Genomic DNA, 16,605 nt, shown 5'->3' with positions numbered 1-16,605 from the left:
TTCTGCAACAGCTAATCGCCTGTGAGCGATCATCCATGGGCTCTCGAAGGCTTCATTGAAATACTGCCGACAATCAATGCTAGTCTTTTCTAGCAAAAGGCGTTGATGCCAAGCTTTTCAATAAGCTGTCCGCCGTGGCCGAAAGCCTTGAATAAAGTGCATCCATGGCGTTGTATTTTTTGTATAGTCGAACCTGGAGCTCAGTCATTCTCATATCGAGCTGTGCCTTTTGCGAGTCGACTTTCTTTAATTTATCGGTAAGTGCAGAATTACGTTGCTCCAGGATTCCGCCGGCTTTGTCGTAAGGATCGAGTTTTGCTTTCATTCTAGAAGCAAGACCGCGAGAGCTGGTAAAAAAATCGGTAATATCATCTGATTTTTCCGAAACAACCTTACTCAACTTTGCATCATCGAGTGCCAGGGTTCCTTCTTTCGTCGTTGTGATACCCAAGTGGGCAAGGGCCTTTACAGAGCCAGCACCTTGCATGTTTACCAGTTCATTTCTGATCGTCGCTGTTAGCGTGCGAGCCGTGGCGTCGCCCACCAAGGCTCCGGCCACAGGCCTGCTGTTATTGTTCACAATAGTGACTTTGGTTTGCGTCGCAATGACGCCCATCAATTTATTGTAGGAGTCTACAAATTTCTTGACGTTGCCTTTGATCGCACCTTCATCCTTTTCTATACCCAGCGTAACGGCACTGCCCTTTTGAGTCGTTGCCGTAAGTGTCAAGGTCACACCCTCTATGGCGTTACTCACGACATTTGAGGCACTGGACAACTTCAGACCGTCGACCGTTAACAATGCGTCAGCGGCTTTGCTTATGACTTTGGCGCCATCATCACCGGAGCCGGCGTTACCATTACCATTTCCTGGCGCGAACGCTAGCCGTTGCAAGCTCTGCTGACCTGCTCGCTGGCCTTCCTTCACGCTAACCGATATGTCATTTCCTGCGCCGGTATTGGTTGTTGAAAGGATCAAGCGAGAGCCAGAGGCGTCATTTATTATCGTAGCGCTGACCCCTTGTTCCTTCCCAGCCTTGTTTATCGCGTCTCGGATACCGGCCAGGCTGTTGTTGTTTTTATCGACGTTGACCTCTAAAGCGATCTTGCTGCCAACCTTGATGGTCAGGGTTCCATAGTCTAGTTTTGCACCTGCGGGTATCGCGGCCAGGGCAATTTTGCTGCTGCTGGCAAGTTGCGTAACCTCTATTTTGTAAGAGCCAGTGGTGACATTCGAACCGGCACTTGCGGTGAAATGACCCTTGCTTGACAAGCTGACTGATCGAACGGTGAAGCTCGAGCTTTTGCTGAGCTCCGCCAAAGCGCTTTGGAATTCGCTAATGGCACTCCGGAGCGCTCCCAATGCGGTGATATTGATCGTGGTCGATTTTTCAGTCTTGCTTATTTGATTTTGTTTAGGTGCCTTCTCAGCCTCAACGCTTTTTTTGACGATAGCGTCAATATCGAGTCCTGAACCGCCTATCCCCACTATCCCAGGCATCTTTTAAATCCTTTTCCAGTGTTTGCTCAACCACTTGGCCGTGCTCGCATCTATAACGATCAAAGGCTCCGACAGACCTCGCTTCAAACGGGATACCTGTCTGCTATTGACCGATTGCCTGGATCTTTGATAGCGGGATGCTTCCAACGCCCGCCACTTTAACCATCATCTCACTGCCGTTTCTTCCGAGAGTCACACTTTCGACCTTGGCGGAGAGATCGGTCTTCAGGGCGGTATTGACGCCTTTAAGGGTGGTCTGAGCTTCAAATCGATACATACCAGAGCTGAGTTTCTTGCCACTGGAATCGTTTCCATTCCATTTGAAGCTACTCACTCCAGCCGGCTGTTGCCCTAGATCCAGGCGATTGACCAACTTTCCTGCGGGGTCGTAGACATTGACCCAAACATTTGCGCTAGCGTTAGGGATGGTTACTGCACCCTTGGTGCCTTCTGCCGTATTGACCTGGGTTTTGTCGGTACTAACGATTATATTCTTCCCAACCAGAGCAGCCCCTTGCAGCGCCTGGGAAGCCTTCCCCCCATCAAGAAGGGCTTTCACATTCTTGTTCAGGTTTTCGATACCTTCGACCGTACTGAACTGCGCAAGCTGGGCGATAAACTCGCCATTTGCTTGAGGCTGTAAGGGACTTTGATTATTCATCTGGGTCACGAGCAACTTCAGAAACTGATTCTTACCCAGTTCGTCCCTACGTTTCGCTTTGCTATCAGCGCCGTTAGCGGTCTCGTCAGTGATCTTTGATGAGGTTTCACCCTTGTTCCTGGACAGGCTGCTCATAAACTTTGAAGTGGTGTCAAAGCCACTATTGGCTGAAATCAAAGAAGGGCTCATCGTCGTACTTCCATTCTATGTTGGCGGCTGCCGGCTTCGTTTTATAGCGCACGCCAAACAAGAGTTTTGGCTGCACACTCGACAATTGCAGCTTGCATGCCAAATCCATATTGTAATACGGTTTATTTTAAATATTGGGGTTACATTCTTCAGGGCGGACAACAAGCGAGGCGACAGGCTTAATAGCCAGTCTTTTGTTTAATTAATTTTTTTTGCCTTGCTGCATGGGCAATAAATAGCCGTGATGCGGCAAAAAAATTCCGCTACGGCAATAGCGAGGAGGCGATGGGTGGTGACAGAGCACAGCGGCGAGCGGTCAATCTGCAGAGCCTGAGATTCTTGGTGAAGAAATCCCAGGCAGCCTCAGGCCAGCCGCGAAGGCTGAGGGCTGGCCCGGAGGGAGAGGGCCAGCCAATCAAAGCGTACGGAAAATACCTGCGCTCGGTGATGCTTCGTTGAAAAAGGCCTGGGTCGCCAGCCCGGCCTAGCCAGCCCCGTCGCAATGCTCATTTACCGCTCGTAAACTCGAGCGCGAGCCTGGTCGAGCGCGAGTCCGGTCCGCTTCCTCAGCCTTTTTCACGGGGCCGCCTAGGCCTCGCCTGACCTTCACTCGGCGGCTTTTCGTACAGAGCATAGGAAGCGGGCCGGGCTTGCGGAAGGTTTCGGCAGAACCTAGGCGAAACCCAGATGAGTCCTTAGCGCGCCCCGCTCCGCCTTAGCCCCTGGGCAAAAACCGCTGGTGCAGTTGCCGCGCCAGGAAGTCCAGGGCGAAGCCCAGCAGGCCGATCAGCAGCACCAGGGCCATCAGCTCGCCGTAGGCCAGGCGATCGCGGGTATCGAGGATGTAGTAGCCGAGGCCGGCGCTGACGCCGAGCATTTCGCAAGGCACCAGCACGATCCAGAGTATGCCGATGGCCAGGCGCACCCCGGTCAGCACCTGGCCGAGCACGCCCGGCAGTACCACCCGCCGCAGCACTTCCCAACGGGTGGCGCTCAGGCTGTGGGCCAGTTGCAGCCAGCGCGGGTCCAGGTTGCGCACGCCGGCCGCGGTATTGAGCAGGATCGGCCAGACCGCGGCGAAGGCCAACAGGAAGTAGATGGGCTTGTCCCCTACCCCCATGACCATCACCGCCAGGGGCATCCAGGACAACGGCGAGATCATCCGCAGGAACTGGAAGGCTGGCGTGGTGGCGGTTTCCAGGGCGCGCCAGGAGCCCACCAGCAAGCCCAGCGGCACCCCGACCAGCAAGGCCAGGCCCAGGCCGATCAGTACCCGCTCCAGGCTGACCAGAATGTGCGGCCACAGTTCGCCGCTGGCCAGTAGGTGCCAGAGGCTGACGAAGGTGGTGCCAGGACCGAAGCGCCGGGCCATGCTGCCCGGAGCCGCAAGACCCTGCACCGCCGCCCACCAGAGCACCACCAGAACCAGCAGGCCAGCGCTGCCGAGCAGGATGCGTTCGAGGCGAGACTCCCTCACACCTGGATCTCCTCCTGGCGGGCGAAGCCTTCGGCGAGGCCGAAGGTGCCCATGCCGCCCACCGCGGCGATGGCCTGGCGAACGAAGCGGTCGTCCACCAGATCGGTGGCGGCGAATTCCGGGTCCAGGCTGGCGAGGAAGCCGGCGTCGCCCTGGATCAGGGTGTTCTTGAGTCTCTTCACCAATTCGCGGGTGTAGCTGGGATAGGGATAGGGCTGGAAGTCGATACGCTCCTCGTGCCAGTCAGCGTGGCGGATGGCGCCATCGGCCAGGTAGCGACCACGCGCCGCGGCATTGGGCACCAGCACCTGCTTGAGCAGGCTTTCCGGATGAGGCGTGTAGTGACCGCTGCCTTCGCGGGACAGCAAGGCCGCGGCGTCGGCCCGGTTCTCCCGGGTCCAGACCTGGGCCTTGACGATGGCATTGACCACCCGCTGCGACCACTCCGGCCGCTCGTTGAGATCGCGCTCGTGCATGAACACCACGCAGCAGGCGTGATTGCGCCAGATGTCGCCGGTGAAGCGCTGGATGCGCCCGACCTGCTGGCTTTCCGCCAGGGCGTTGAAGGGTTCGGCGACGATATAGCCAGCGATACGTCCGCTGGCCAGCGCCGGTGGCATGTCGGACGGGGCCAGCACCAGCAGGTTGACCTCATCGGCGGCCAGGCTGGCGTCGGCCGGGCGGCTCACCGCCTTGAGGCCATGCTGCCGCAGCAATTCCTGCAGCACCACGTTATGGATGGAGTACCAGAAGGGAATTGCCACGGTGCGCCCGGCCAGTTGGCGCACCTCATGGATGTCCGGCGCCACGGTCAGGCCCGAGCCGTCGATGTGGTTCCAGGCCACCACCTTGGCCGGTACCTGGCTGCCGTAGCGGGCCCAGACGGTCATCGGCGACAGGAGATGGATGACGTTCACCTGGCCGGACAGGAAAGCCTCGACCACCTGCGCCCAACTGCGCAGCATCACCGGCTTCTCCGCCTTGACCCCTTCGGCATCGAACAGGCCGCGGGCGTGGGCCACCAGCAAGGGCGTGGCATCGGTGATCGGCAGGTAGCCGATGCGTACTGGCGCATCGGGCTCGGCCGCCGCGCGTGCCTCCAGGCTGCGCAACAGGGGGAAGGCACCGGCAGCGCTGAACAGCGCGGCCAGCTTGAGGAATTCACGGCGCGAGGGACGGGGATCTTGCAGGCACATGGGCAGGCTCCGCTGCAGAAGGTGAAGGATGGGGTCGGCTCGCCCGCCGTAGGGTTTGCAGGATATCAATACGCAGGGTGCCCAAGGCCTCGATGGCCTCGGTGCGCGGTTGCGCCAGGTCGAGGTGCCACTCGCCGATGACCCGCGCCGGGTGGTCGCCCAGTAGCAGGATTCGGTCGGAGACCAGCAGCGCCTCGTCGATGTCGTGGGTGATGAGCACGGCCGCGGTGCCCTGCTCCGCCACCAGGCGCAGCAATAGTAGCTGCATGTCGGCGCGGGTGACCTCGTCGAGGGCACCGAAGGGCTCGTCCAGCAGCAGCACTCGGGGCTGCCGCGCCAGACAGCGGGCCAGGGCGGTGCGCTGGGCCATGCCACCGGAGAGTTCGGCGGGATAACGCCTGGCCGCCGCGCTCAAGCCGACCGCGGCGATGGCTTCATCCACCCGCTGCCGGGCCACGGCTGCCGGCAGCCGCGGTTGGCGACGAAAATCCAGGCCGAAGGCCACGTTGTCGCGCAGATTCAGCCAGGGCAGTAGGCAGGGGTCCTGGAAGGCCACGGCGACCTGGGGGTGCGGCTGCCGCAGCGGCTCGCCGAGCAGGCGCACCTCTCCCTGGGCGGCCGGTTGCAACCCGGCCAGGGCCCGCAGCACGCTGGACTTGCCGACCCCGGAGGGGCCGAGCAGGCTCACCACCTCACCGGGTTTGACTTCCAGGTCGAAGCCGTCCAGCACCGGTTGCCAGCCGTCCGCGCCGGCATAGCCGATGGCCAGCCCCTGGGCGCTGAGGATGGCGCTCATGCGCTGGCCGCCTGGCGCGCCAGCTCGCCGCGCAACTGGGTCAGGCTGGGGGTGACGATGGGCACGAAGGCAGCCTCCCGCCAGCGCCGCGCGAAGGCCTCGCCGCGCTCACGCAGATAGGCGCCGCCGCCACTGGCTTGCAGCTCCAGTTGCACCGCCGCGGCGGCCTGTTCGGCCAGGGCGATGCGCAGGCGGAACAGCTCTGCTGGTTGCTCGATGAAGCGCTGGTCCGCCAGTCCTTCGTGCAGCCTCCGCACGCTGCGCTCCAGCGCCTCGCCCAGAGCGTCGAGTTCGGCTTGCAGGGCGCGTCGCCCCTCGCCTTCCAAGCGCTGCGCCTCGGCCAGACTGCGCCGGGCGAGGCCGATGGCCAGGCCGCACTGCAGGCCGAGGAAGGCCGGTCGCACCCGGGGTAGATAGAGGCGTGCCTCGTCGTGCAGCAGCCAGTCCTCGGTCAACTCGACGTCGGTCAGGGTCAGGGCGGCGGTGTTGCTCCCCTGCAGCCCCATGAGTTGCAGATCGGGCGAGCGGTACAGGCCGGGGCCATGGCTGGCCAGGGCGGTGACGAAGGGTCGCGCCTCACCGGCACGAGCCACGGCGCCCGCCACCACGAAGCCGCTCTTGCGCAAGTTGGTCACCCAGGGCATGCAGCCGGTGAGGCGCCAGCCGTGTTCGGTACGCCGGGCCTCGATCTGCAATTGCTCGAGGCCGGACAGGAACTTCATGGCGTTGGAAAGACCGGTCGCCCCGGCCAGGTCGCCGCTGAGCAACCTGGGTAGCAGTCGGTCGCGCAAGCCGCCGTTGGGGCTTTGCAGCAGGTATTCGATGAAGGCGCGCTGCCCCCAGCAGACGAAGGCGGCGGTCAGCGAATGCTCGGCGAGCCAGGCGATGCCTTCCACCGCGTCACCCAGGGTGCCGCCGCTACCGCCCAGGAGCGGGGCGACGCCCTGGCCGAAGCAACCGCCTTCGGCCAGTTGCGGCAGCAGCGCCTCGGGATCGCAGATTCCCTGGTCCAGCGCCTCGGCGCGCTCGTCGAGCCAGTCGCCCAGCGCCGCGCCGGGAGCGGCTGGCCCGCGGGGATCGAATTCAGCCACGGCTCGGCTCCCACCGGTAGGCCGCCAGCTCGGCATTCAGCGGCGTCTGCGCCAGGACGTTGGCGAAGTTGCACAGGGTCGCGAGGCTGACGCCGAGGACCACTTCGAGCGCCTGGCCGTCGCTATAGCCCGCCTCGCGGAAGTTCGCCAGGTCGGCATCGGCTACCGCGCCCCGACTGGCGATCACCGCCCGGGCAAAGGCCGCCAGGGCCTCCAGACGCGGCTCGGGCAGGGTCTTACCCTCGCGCAGCGCAGCGATGGTCGCCGGATCGAGCTTGGCCTTGTGGGTGGCGACGGCGGTATGGCCAGCCACGCAGAAATCGCAGCCGTGAGTGGTCGCCGCCACCAGTTGCACCACCTCGCGCTCGGGCAGCCCCAGGCTGGCCTTGGCATTGAGGCCGGAGACGGTGACATAGGTCTCCAGGGCCGCCGGTGCGTTGGCCAGCACGCCCAGCAGATTGGGGATGAAGCCCGAGGCCTGGCGCGCGTTTTCCAGGAAGGGGCGAGCGGCCTCCGGGGCGGTTTCCGGGGTGAGGATGGGCAGACGCGACATGGTTTCGACTCCAGGGCAGATAAGGAATGTCGACAAGTGTCTTGGTAATAAGAACAGAGATCCATATTCTAAAGTCGCCATCACTTGCTCCAGAGTCCAAGCCTTAGATGACTTCTTCCTGTGCTTCTACCGAATGGTTATTGGACAGCCTCGAATGCGACGCCAGCCTGTTCCACGCCGGTCGTTACTGCGGTGGCTGGCAGGCCTCCACCCAGGGCTCGGCCCGGGCCAGCTTTCATCTGCTGGTGGACGGCCAGTGCTGGCTGCATCTGGACGGCCAGCCGCCGGAGGCCCTGACCAGTGGCGATGCGGTCTTCCTGCTGCACGACCTGCCCTTTCGCCTGGCCAGCAGTGCCAACTCAACTGATGCCTGCCAGTTGCCCCGGGGCCAGATTGGCGCCCTGGCCGAGCGTCCCGGCGAGGGCGCCGGGCTGGTCTGCGGCTTCTTCGACTTCACCGGTAGCCTGTCGCGGCTCATCATCGAGGCCTTGCCAGCGGTGCTGGTGTTGCGGGCCGACGACGCCCAGGCCCAGGGCCCCCAGGCGCTGTTCCAGTTGATCCGCCAGGAAGCCGCCGATCCGCAAAGCTCGGCCTTGGTGCTGGAGCGCCTGAGTCAGCTGCTGTTTCTCTATGTGCTGCGCGACCAGTTGAATCGGCCGGCCGAACAACTCGGCGGGCTGGTGGCCTTGGCCCGCCACGCCCAATTCGGTCCGCTGCTGGAGCGCCTGATCGAGGCGCCGGAGCAGCCCTGGTCGTTGGTGGACATGGCTGCCGTGACCGGCTTGTCGCGCTCGGCCTTCAGCAAGAGATTCCTCGAAGTCAGCGGCCAGTCCCCGGGTCAGGTGCTGCTGGCCCTGCGCCTGCGCCGCGCCTGCCGCGAGCTGGATGCGGACCGCAGCGTGGAAGCCGTGGCCGAGCGGGTCGGCTATCGCTCCGTGGCCGCCTTCGTGCGCGCCTTCAGCAAGGAATACGGCCTGCCGCCCGGAGCCTATCGACGGCGCAAGCGGCCGGTGGCGGCGGAGTGACGACCAATCGCTGGCTCTTATCGGCAGGCGAATACGTTATGGCTGTCCAGCGGCCAATTCACTGCGGATAGCCTGCAGCACGATGGCTGATAGCTTTTCGGTGACAGGATCGGCAGTTGCCTCAGGGCGATGCAGGGTCAGGGCAATGGATGGCAGTTGCGGCAAATCCTGGCTACCCACCGGCAACGGTTCGGTACCCCGCTGCAAGCCCAGGCGGGTACGGATGGTGTAGCCCAGGCCCGCCTCGGTAGCCGCAGCGAGGCCGCTGAGGCTCGAACTGGTGAAGGCTAGGCGCCAGGGCAGACCGGCGCGGTCGAGGGCTTCGGTGGCCAGGGCGAAGAACGGGCAAGGCGCCTCGAAGGCAATGATCGGTAGCGGCACCTGACCATCCGGATGCCAGGCCAGTGGGTGCTGGGAAGAACCTATCCAGCTCATCGGTAGCTCGGCTACCGTTTCCCGGTAACCAGCGCGATCCACGCCGTCCCAGGCTACGGCCAAGTCCAGCGACCCCTTGTCCAGCCGGCTGAGCAAATCGGCGTTACGGGCGATGCAAGCCTCCACCTGCACGTTCGGATGAGCACGCATAAAGCGGCCCAGAACCTGGGGCAGGAAACCGCCAAGATCCTCCTGCAAGCCCAGGCGCACCCAGCCCTTGAGCTTGAGTTCCGCAACCGCCGCGACGGTTTCGTCATTCAGGCTGAGCAGCTTGCGAGAGTAGCCCAGCAGCACCTCTCCCGCGTCGGTCAGCTCCAGTTGCCGACCCGCCTTCTTGAACAGGGGCGTTCCGGCCTGGGCTTCCAGTTTTTTCAACTGAGCGCTGATGGCCGACGTAGAGCGCGCCAACTTGCTCGCAGCCTTGGCGAAACTGCCCACTTCCATGCCCGTCACGAAGCTGCGCAGCGCATCGAGATCTAGATTGACCAGCCGCATGACCATCCTGATTTATGGGACGACAACGAAAAATAATTTGATTTTCCGAACGATACCGTCATGAGAGTTTCCTGCCCACCTTTTCTGGACAGCGAGCCTCGCCATGACCCTGAACAACAATCACCGCTGGAAAGTCCTGGGCGTCGGGATTGCCGCCAACGCCAGCTTCTCCAGTCTGGTCGGCGGTCTTCCCGCGACCGCGGTATACCTGCGCACCTCCTACCAGTTGGATGACAGTGAACTCGGTATGGTGCTGGGCGTACTAGGACTGGGCATTGCTGCCAGCGAGATCCCCTGGGGCCTGCTCACCGACCGCTGGGGAGACCGTCCGGTATTGCTGATGGGCTTGTTCAGCTCGGCCGTGGCCTTGTCGATGCTGGCGCTGCTCGCTTCCCTGGCGCCTGTGGTCATGCTGCTGGCGGCCGGCCTGTTCGCGGTGGGCCTACTGGGCAGCAGCGTCAACGGTGCCAGCGGTCGCGCGATCCTGGCTTGGTTCCGGGAGGGCGAGCGCGGCCTGGCCATGAGCCTGCGCCAGACCGCCGTACCGGGCGGCTATGCCCTGGGCGCGATCTTGCTGCCCTGGCTGGCGCACAGCTATGGCTTCGTCGAGGTTTTCGCAGCCTCCGCTGCGCTGTGCCTACTGTCAGGTCTCTTCGCCTGGGCGTGGCTGTTCGAGCCTGATTTCACTAGCCCTGCCAGGGCCAAAGAGATCCCGGCCAGCAAGGGGCCGCTATACGATCCCGCGGTCTGGCGGATCGTCCTGGCCATCGGCCTACTCTGCGCGCCGCAATTCGCCATCCTTACCTATGCAGCGGTATTCCTGCATGACGTTGGCGGGGTCGACATCAGGTTCGTCTCCGCCACCCTCGCGATCATCCAGGCGGGTGCCATTATCAGCCGCATCTGGAGCGGCTACTGGACCGACAGGCATGACAACCGCCGTTCCTACCTCAAGCGCTGCGCCTGGCTGAGCGCTCTTGCCTTCCTGGTGTTGGGCATCAGCGTCAGTGCGCTCAGTACCACTGCTCTAAGCACCGTACCTCTGGCCAACTGGGTGACTATCACGGTGATGATCGTGGCCGGCATCACCGTATCGGCCTGGCATGGTGTCGCCTACACCGAGCTGGCCACCCTGGCCGGTACCCAGCGCGCCGGGACAGCCTTGGCCATGGGTAACACCTGCGTGTTCGTCATGCTGTTTCTCACGCCCATCGCGGTGGCGGCCCTGGCGAGTCGACTGTCTTGGGCAGCGGTATGGCTGGCGGCGGCTGGCTGCGCCCTGGCCAGCGTGCCGTTGTTTCCAAGGGCTGGGAAACGTCAGGCGCTGGAGCTGACGTCTGCGTAACGCTTGCCTGTCACAGGCACCGCGCTCGCCTCCCGCAGCCGCGCCAGATCGCGATAGCCTGCGGCGGGATGTTCCACCGGCAACCGCGGGCCAGCACCGCCAAGTTTTTCGCGCAGGGTGCCCTCCCGATAGGCGTGCTTGTAGACGCCGCGCCGTTGCAACTCGGGGACCAGCAGTTCCACCACGTCGGCGAAGGTCTCGTGGGTCACGGCATAGGCCAGGTTGAAGCCGTCCACGTCGGTTTCCTCTACCCAGCTCTGCAATTCGTCCGCGACCGTCGCGGGGCTGCCCACCAGCAGCGGGCCGAAGCCGCCGATGCCGACCCAGTCGGCCAGCTCCTGCACCGTCCATTGCTTGCCGGGGTCGGCGGTGGAGAAGGCTTCCACCGCCGACTGGATGGCGTTGGTGTGCAGGTGCTTGAGCACCTGGTCCGGGCGGTAGGCGGCGAAGTCGATCCCGGTCCAGCCGGAGATCAGCGTCAAAGCACCCTCGTAGCTGACGTAGCCTTTGTACTCCTGCCACTTGGCCCGGGCCTGGGCATCGGTTTCGCCGACGATGACCGTCTGCAGGTTGAAGATCAGCACCTGGCGCGGATCGCGACCGGCCTCGGCGGCGCGGCGGCGGATGTCGGCCACGGTCTTCTTGAGCACCGTCTTGGAGGGCGCGGCGACGAAGACGCACTCGGCATGCTCGGCGGCGAACTGGCGACCGCGACTGCTGGCGCCGGCCTGATAGAGCACCGGGGTGCGCTGCGGCGAGGGCTCGCAGAGGTGGTAACCCGGCACCTGGAAATGCCGGCCGTGATGGCCGATGGGATGCACCTTGGCCGGATCGGTGAAGCGCCCGGAGGCGCGATCACGCAGCACCGCGCCCTCCTCCCAGCTGCCCTCCAGCAGCTTGTAGACGACCTGCAGATACTCTTCGGCATAGTCGTAGCGGGCATCGTGGTCGGCCTGGGCGGACTGGCCGAGATTGCGCGCGCCGCTTTCCAGGTAGGAGGTGACGATGTTCCAGCCGATGCGCCCCTTGGTCAGGTGATCCAGGGTGGAGAGCCGGCGGGCGAAGGGATAGGGATGCTCGAAACTCAGGGAAGCGGTGAGCCCGAAGCTCAGGTGGCGGGTCACCGCCGCCATGGGGGTGATCAGCGCCAGGGGATCGTTGACCGGCACCTGGGTGGCCTCGCGCAGGGTGGCCTCGGGGCCGCCGCCGTAGACGTCGTAGAGACCGAGGACATCGGCGATGAACAGCCCGTCGAACAGGCCGCGTTCGAGCAGCTGCGCCAGCTCGGTCCAGTAGTCGAGGTCCTTGTAGTCCCAGGAGCGGTCGCGCGGGTGGCGCCAGAGTCCAGGGGATTGGTGGGCCACGCAATTCATGTCGAAGGCGTTGAGGCGGATTTCACGGGACATGGGGGCTCCTAGAGGGACGCGTCGTGGCGCCGGGCGAGTTGATTGAGAGTCAGCACCAGGAGGATCAGCAGGCCGGTGGCCACCTGTTGCCAGTAGAAATTCCAGCCCACCAGCAGCAGGCCGTTGGCGGCTATTGCCAGCAGCAGGACGCCCAGCAGGGTGCCGGGCACATTGGGCCGACCATGGCGGTTCAGGCTGGCGCCGATGAAGACGGCGCCGATGCCGTTGATGAGATAGGCATTGCCCGAGAGCGGCACATAGGCATCGATGCGCAGCGCCAGCAGCATCCCCGCCACCGCCGCGGCCAGGGCGGTGGCCAGACAGGTCCAGAGCGCCAGGCGGCGTAGCGCCAGCCCCGAATAACGCGCCACCAGCGGCTGGCTACCCAGGGCCAGCAGCGCGCGACCCAGGCGCCCACGGGCCAGCACCAGGCCGTAGACCCCAGCCAGCAGCAGTACCGTCCAGACCGCCGCCGGTACGCCGAGCCAGCTGCTCGCCGCCGGCCGGAACTCGGGTTTCAGATAGAGCGGCAGCCCGCCCTCCGACAACAGCTGTTGCAGGCTGGTACCGATGAACAGCAGCCCCAGGCTGGCCAGAAAGGGCGACAGCCCTACCCCGGCCACCAGCAGGGCATTGGCCACGCCCACCAGCAGCCCGAGACCCAAGCCACCGGCGAGCGCCACGGCCAGCGGCCAACCGGCGTTGAGCAAGGCGATGCAACCGAAGGCCGCCAGGTCCAGGGCGATACCCACCGAGAGATCAATGCCGCCCGCGGCGATGGCGTAGGTCAGCCCCAGGGCCACCAGCGCCGGCACCAGGCCATTGTTCAGCAGCAGGCTGAGCAGGTTGCCCTGGCTGAGAAAGCCGGGCGCGGCCAGGGCGAAGACCAACACCAGGGTCAGGAACAGCAGAGGCAGCGCCAGGCGCAGGCCCGGGCGGCCGAGAGAGATCGTCGCACTCATCGGCTGCCCTCCTGGCGCAGACTGGCCGCTGCCACTACCAGCAGGATCAGCGTGCCCTGCACGCCGTTGACCAGGAAACTGCTCACCCCGAGCAACTGGAAGCCGTTGCCGAGCATGCCCACCAGCAAGGCCGCCAACAGGGTGCCGCCGACACTGGGTTGCGAGCGCCAGGAAAACACCGTACCGAGAAAGGCGATGGCCACCACCGGCAGCAGTAACTCACCCGAACCCGGAGTACTGCCGCTGAACCAGGCGACCGACAGCAGCGCCGCGAGACCCGCGCAGCCACCCGCCAGCAGGTAGCTGGAAAATACCAGGGTACGCACCGGCAAGCCGGCGGCCCGAGCCGCTTCGGGGTGGTCCCCCACCGCCGCCAGCCGCAGGCCATAGGGCGTACGTTGCAGCAGGACCGCCAGCACCAGGGCGCTGCCCAGCAGCACCCAACCCGCCGCCGGGATGCCGAGGAAACTGCCCATCCCGAGCAGATCCAGCCAGGGCGCGCTGGCGGGCAACACGGTGTTCTCGCTCAGCACCAGCTCCAGGCCGGCCACCACATTAAGACTGGCCAGGGTCGCCAGCAGCGGCGGCAGCCCCAGCAGGGTCACCGCCAGGCCGTTGACCGCCCCGACCAGTAGGCCGCAGGCGAGGGTCAGGCCAATCGCCACCGGCGCGCCGTATCCCGCGTTGACCAGGGTCGCCTGGACCGCCGCGCAGAGGCCGAGATTCGCCGCCAGCGACAGATCCAGGCCACCGGCTAGCACGTTGCCGCCCCCGCCGACGATCACCAAGGTAAGGCCCAGCGCCAGGATGCCCGGAATGGCGGCCTGGGCCAGGATACTGGCGAGATTACCGGCCCCCAGGAACCCTGGCGCTCGCCAGGCGAACAGGACGGCGATCACCGCAAAGGCCAACAGCGCGCCATGGCGCCAGGGGTCCAGCCGCCCCGTCGGGACGGGTGCCGTCAAGGATTCAGGAGACGAGGCCAAGATCCGCCCTCCTCTCCAACTCCGCGACCGGTGCGACCGCGCCGGTCGCCGTTGCCAGTAGCTCCTCGGCGCTCAGCCCCCTGGCCGGGCGCGCCGGCAGCAAGCGCCCGCGATGCATCACATGGATGCGGTCGCAGAGATTGAGCAACTCGGGCAGATCCACCGAGAGGATCAGCACCCCGGCGCCCTGCTCCACCAGCCGAGCGATCTGGCGATAGAGTTCGGCCCGCGCGGCGAGGTCGATGCCCACGCTGGGTTCGTCCAGCAGATAGAGTCGGGCGTCGCGGGCCAGCCACTTGCCCAGGGCGACCTTCTGCTGGTTGCCGCCACTGAGCTGCCGTACCGGGGTATCCAAGTCCGGGGTACGGATGTCCAGGGCCTGGCGCAGCTCCCGTGCCGCGCGGCGCTCGACACCGGGCCGGCGTAGGCCGAAGCGGCTGAAACGCTCCAGGGCGGCCAGGGTGAGATTCTCGGTCACGGTGAGATCCAGGGCCACGCCCTGCTGCCGGCGATTCTCCGGCAACAGCGCCAGCCCCGCCCGCACCGCCGCCCGGGGCTGGGCGAAACGCTGCGGCCGGCCCTCCAGCAGCAATTCGCCCTCCGCCACCGGCAGCAGACCGAACAGGGTCTTCAGCAATTCCTTGGCGCCCGAGCCGACCAGGCCGGCGACGCCCACCACCTCGCCCCGGCGAACCTGCAGATCGACCTCGGCGAAGGCACCCGGTCGACCGAGCCCGCGGGTCTCCAGCAGCACCTCGCCCGGCACCGCCTGCGCCTTGGGATAGGCCTCGCCGAGTTCCCGGTTGATCATCAACCGCGCCATGGCGGCCGCTGGCGTGACGCGGGGCTCGACCTCCGCCACCACCTGGCCGCCACGCAGGACCGTGGCGCGGTCACAGAGGCGTTCCACCTCCTGTAGGTAGTGGGACACATAGAGCAAGGCCAGGCCCTGATCGCGCAACTGGCGCAGCAGCCCGAGCAGGCGCTCCACCTCGCCATGGGCCAGGGCTACCGTCGGCTCGTCGAGTACCAGCACCTTGGGCGTACCCAGTAGCGCCCGGCTGATCTGTAGCAGTTGCTGTTCGGCGCTGCTCAATTCCGCCACCCGGGTGCGCGCCCGGCATTGCAGACCGAAGCGCTCGGCCAGTAGCCGTTCCGCTTCGCGCTCCTGGCCGCGGCGATCCAGCAGTAATCCACGGCGCCGTTCCTGACCGAAGAACAGCGCCTCGGCCAGGGTGAAGTTGGGCGGCAGCAACCGCTCCTGGTGGATGATGGACACCCCGCGCTGGGCCAACTCCCGAGGTCCGGCGCCAAGCAGCGACTGGCCCGCCAGGAGCAGGTCGCCAGCATCGGGCGTCACCAGGCCGCCGAGCACCTTGATCAGGGTCGACTTGCCGGCGCCGTTCTCGCCGATCAGGCCGTGGATCTCGCCGGCCCTCAGGGTCAGGTCGACGCCAGCCAGCGCCTGGGTCGCCCCGTAGCGCTTGGCGATGCCGATTAGTTCGAGTACCGCCGCACTCATTGATCACCCCGCAGCGCCGCGACCTGGTCCAGATTGGCCTTGGTGGTGAGAAGGGTCGGCACATGGGTTTCCTTGGGCAGGTCGCGGGCGCCGGCCAGATAGCGGGCGACGTTCTGCACCGCGGTACGACCCATCAGAGCCGGTTGCTGGGCGACCACCGCGCCCACCGGGCTGTCGTCGCGCTTGAGCAGTTCCAGCACCTCGGGCGTACCGTCGACGCCATAGGTCTTGATCTCGGTACGGCCCGCCTCGATCAAGGCCTGGCTGGCGCCGAGCTGGGGAATGTCCCAGGCCGACCAGATGGCGGCGATCTGGCCCTTGGGATACTTGTTGAGCAGCGCCGCGATCTGGCCCCGAGCGTCCTGCACGGTATTGGGGATCACATCGCGCAACTCGGGCTGGATGATCTTCAGCCCCGGATGAGCCTCCAGCACCTTGCGCAGCTCGGCGTAGCGGATGGCGCACACGGGTACGCCCTGGAAGCCGTTGAACACCAGGATATTGCCCTGGCCGCCGGTGTCCTTGGCCAGTTGCTCGGCGAGTTCACGACCGGCCGCGGCGTTGTCGGAAGTGGTGTTGTTGAGGCTGTACTGGGACGGCGCGTCGATGGTGAACAGCGGGATGCCGGCCGCCTTGATGCGTTTCAGCCAGGGATCTATGACGCTCAGGGTGCCGAGGGTCTGGATCACCGCATCCGGCTTCTGGGTCACCAGGGTCTGCAGCTGGGTCACCAGATTCTTGTCGTTACGACCGGCGTCCAGGGTGATGGGAATGCCGCCCAGCCGCTTGACCTCCTCCACCTGGGCCTGGAATGCCTTGAGATCGAAGTAGTGGCTGGTGCCGGTCATGCTGATGGCGATGCGCTTGCCGGCCAGCGAAGGAATCTCGTCCGCAAACGCGAGGGTGGTAGTCGCCAGCAGGGGTAACAGCAGGAGGGAGCGGAGCAGTGTGCGAAGAGCCATGGG

15 protein-coding genes are annotated in these 16,605 nt (G+C 64.9%); 2 read left to right on the top strand and 13 right to left on the bottom strand.

The window, feature by feature from the left end; translation table 11 throughout:
* Window positions 1–79: 79 nt before the first annotated feature.
* From fliD to CCZ28_RS03805, 7 genes are all read right to left on the bottom strand, one after another.
* Window positions 80–1,501: a flagellar filament capping protein FliD gene (gene fliD, locus CCZ28_RS03835; protein WP_140216047.1), complete on the bottom strand. Its 1,422-nt coding sequence runs from the start codon at window positions 1,499–1,501 to the stop codon at window positions 80–82.
* Window positions 1,502–1,604: 103 nt separating this feature from the next.
* Entirely contained in the window at window positions 1,605–2,297 is a 693-nt protein-coding gene (locus CCZ28_RS03830) for a flagellar hook assembly protein FlgD (protein ID WP_140221274.1), read from the bottom strand.
* Window positions 2,298–3,066: 769 nt separating this feature from the next.
* Window positions 3,067–3,804: an ABC transporter permease gene (locus tag CCZ28_RS03825; RefSeq protein ID WP_240795272.1), complete on the bottom strand. Its 738-nt coding sequence runs from the start codon at window positions 3,802–3,804 to the stop codon at window positions 3,067–3,069.
* 20 nt (window positions 3,805–3,824) lie between these two features.
* Complete coding sequence (locus tag CCZ28_RS03820) at window positions 3,825–5,024, bottom strand: ABC transporter substrate-binding protein (protein ID WP_140216045.1); 1,200 nt, start codon at window positions 5,022–5,024, stop codon at window positions 3,825–3,827.
* Window positions 4,990–5,820: an ABC transporter ATP-binding protein gene (locus CCZ28_RS03815; RefSeq protein ID WP_140216043.1), complete on the bottom strand. Its 831-nt coding sequence runs from the start codon at window positions 5,818–5,820 to the stop codon at window positions 4,990–4,992. Before CCZ28_RS03815 ends, CCZ28_RS03820 begins: the two co-directional genes overlap by 35 nt.
* The gene (locus tag CCZ28_RS03810) at window positions 5,817–6,911 is read right to left on the bottom strand and encodes an acyl-CoA/acyl-ACP dehydrogenase (protein ID WP_240795228.1); all 1,095 of its coding nucleotides are present in this window, start codon (window positions 6,909–6,911) and stop codon (window positions 5,817–5,819) included. Before CCZ28_RS03810 ends, CCZ28_RS03815 begins: the two co-directional genes overlap by 4 nt.
* Window positions 6,904–7,464, bottom strand: coding sequence for a carboxymuconolactone decarboxylase family protein (locus CCZ28_RS03805; protein WP_058768815.1), 561 nt, complete (start codon window positions 7,462–7,464; stop codon window positions 6,904–6,906). The genes CCZ28_RS03810 and CCZ28_RS03805 overlap by 8 nt, the downstream gene beginning before the upstream one ends.
* Window positions 7,465–7,571: 107 nt before the next feature.
* Between CCZ28_RS03805 and CCZ28_RS03800 the strand changes: the two genes are divergently transcribed.
* A complete protein-coding gene (locus tag CCZ28_RS03800; protein ID WP_140216041.1) occupies window positions 7,572–8,489 on the top strand; it encodes an AraC family transcriptional regulator in 918 nt (305 codons plus the stop codon).
* A gap of 36 nt (window positions 8,490–8,525) precedes the next feature.
* Here the strand turns inward: CCZ28_RS03800 and CCZ28_RS03795 are convergent, their stop codons facing one another.
* Window positions 8,526–9,419: a LysR substrate-binding domain-containing protein gene (locus tag CCZ28_RS03795; RefSeq protein ID WP_140216039.1), complete on the bottom strand. Its 894-nt coding sequence runs from the start codon at window positions 9,417–9,419 to the stop codon at window positions 8,526–8,528.
* Window positions 9,420–9,522: 103 nt separating this feature from the next.
* Between CCZ28_RS03795 and CCZ28_RS03790 the strand changes: the two genes are divergently transcribed.
* The gene (locus tag CCZ28_RS03790) at window positions 9,523–10,764 is read left to right on the top strand and encodes an MFS transporter (RefSeq protein WP_140216037.1); all 1,242 of its coding nucleotides are present in this window, start codon (window positions 9,523–9,525) and stop codon (window positions 10,762–10,764) included.
* Here the strand turns inward: CCZ28_RS03790 and CCZ28_RS03785 are convergent.
* Genes CCZ28_RS03785 through CCZ28_RS03765 form a run of 5 tightly spaced genes read right to left on the bottom strand, consistent with a single transcriptional unit; the run spans window position 10,737 to window position 16,602 of the window.
* On the bottom strand, window positions 10,737–12,170 hold the full coding sequence (locus CCZ28_RS03785) for an LLM class flavin-dependent oxidoreductase (protein ID WP_140216035.1): 1,434 nt from the start codon (window positions 12,168–12,170) through the stop codon (window positions 10,737–10,739). The genes CCZ28_RS03790 and CCZ28_RS03785 overlap by 28 nt on opposite strands.
* Window positions 12,171–12,178: 8 nt before the next feature.
* A complete protein-coding gene (locus CCZ28_RS03780) occupies window positions 12,179–13,132 on the bottom strand; it encodes an ABC transporter permease (RefSeq protein ID WP_140216033.1) in 954 nt (317 codons plus the stop codon).
* Complete coding sequence (locus CCZ28_RS03775) at window positions 13,129–14,118, bottom strand: ABC transporter permease (RefSeq protein ID WP_140216031.1); 990 nt, start codon at window positions 14,116–14,118, stop codon at window positions 13,129–13,131. Before CCZ28_RS03775 ends, CCZ28_RS03780 begins: the two co-directional genes overlap by 4 nt.
* Window positions 14,102–15,640, bottom strand: coding sequence for a sugar ABC transporter ATP-binding protein (locus CCZ28_RS03770; RefSeq protein WP_140216029.1), 1,539 nt, complete (start codon window positions 15,638–15,640; stop codon window positions 14,102–14,104). The genes CCZ28_RS03775 and CCZ28_RS03770 overlap by 17 nt, the downstream gene beginning before the upstream one ends.
* On the bottom strand, window positions 15,637–16,602 hold the full coding sequence (locus CCZ28_RS03765) for a sugar ABC transporter substrate-binding protein (protein WP_140216027.1): 966 nt from the start codon (window positions 16,600–16,602) through the stop codon (window positions 15,637–15,639). The genes CCZ28_RS03770 and CCZ28_RS03765 overlap by 4 nt, the downstream gene beginning before the upstream one ends.
* Window positions 16,603–16,605: the final 3 nt, after the last annotated feature.

The organism is Pseudomonas oryzihabitans (assembly GCF_006384975.1).
Lineage (GTDB): Bacteria > Pseudomonadota > Gammaproteobacteria > Pseudomonadales > Pseudomonadaceae > Chryseomonas > Chryseomonas psychrotolerans_B.
The sequence above is the reverse complement of the archived record's forward strand: the minus strand, read 5'-3'. Positions and strand labels throughout refer to the sequence as shown.

Excerpts from the sequence above, each read along its gene's own strand:
- fliD (WP_140216047.1), bottom strand. The coding sequence starts at position 1,501 with ATGCCTGGGATAGTGGGGATAGGCGGTTCAGGACTCGATATTGACGCT.
- CCZ28_RS03830 (WP_140221274.1), bottom strand. The coding sequence starts at position 2,297 with ATGAGCAGCCTGTCCAGGAACAAGGGTGAAACCTCATCAAAGATCACT.
- CCZ28_RS03820 (WP_140216045.1), bottom strand. The coding sequence starts at position 5,024 with ATGTGCCTGCAAGATCCCCGTCCCTCGCGCCGTGAATTCCTCAAGCTG.
- CCZ28_RS03815 (WP_140216043.1), bottom strand. The coding sequence starts at position 5,820 with ATGAGCGCCATCCTCAGCGCCCAGGGGCTGGCCATCGGCTATGCCGGC.
- CCZ28_RS03805 (WP_058768815.1), bottom strand. The coding sequence starts at position 7,464 with ATGTCGCGTCTGCCCATCCTCACCCCGGAAACCGCCCCGGAGGCCGCT.
- CCZ28_RS03800 (WP_140216041.1), top strand. The coding sequence starts at position 7,572 with ATGACTTCTTCCTGTGCTTCTACCGAATGGTTATTGGACAGCCTCGAA.
- CCZ28_RS03795 (WP_140216039.1), bottom strand. The coding sequence starts at position 9,419 with ATGCGGCTGGTCAATCTAGATCTCGATGCGCTGCGCAGCTTCGTGACG.
- CCZ28_RS03790 (WP_140216037.1), top strand. The coding sequence starts at position 9,523 with ATGACCCTGAACAACAATCACCGCTGGAAAGTCCTGGGCGTCGGGATT.
- CCZ28_RS03785 (WP_140216035.1), bottom strand. The coding sequence starts at position 12,170 with ATGTCCCGTGAAATCCGCCTCAACGCCTTCGACATGAATTGCGTGGCC.
- CCZ28_RS03780 (WP_140216033.1), bottom strand. The coding sequence starts at position 13,132 with ATGAGTGCGACGATCTCTCTCGGCCGCCCGGGCCTGCGCCTGGCGCTG.
- CCZ28_RS03770 (WP_140216029.1), bottom strand. The coding sequence starts at position 15,640 with ATGAGTGCGGCGGTACTCGAACTAATCGGCATCGCCAAGCGCTACGGG.
- CCZ28_RS03765 (WP_140216027.1), bottom strand. The coding sequence starts at position 16,602 with ATGGCTCTTCGCACACTGCTCCGCTCCCTCCTGCTGTTACCCCTGCTG.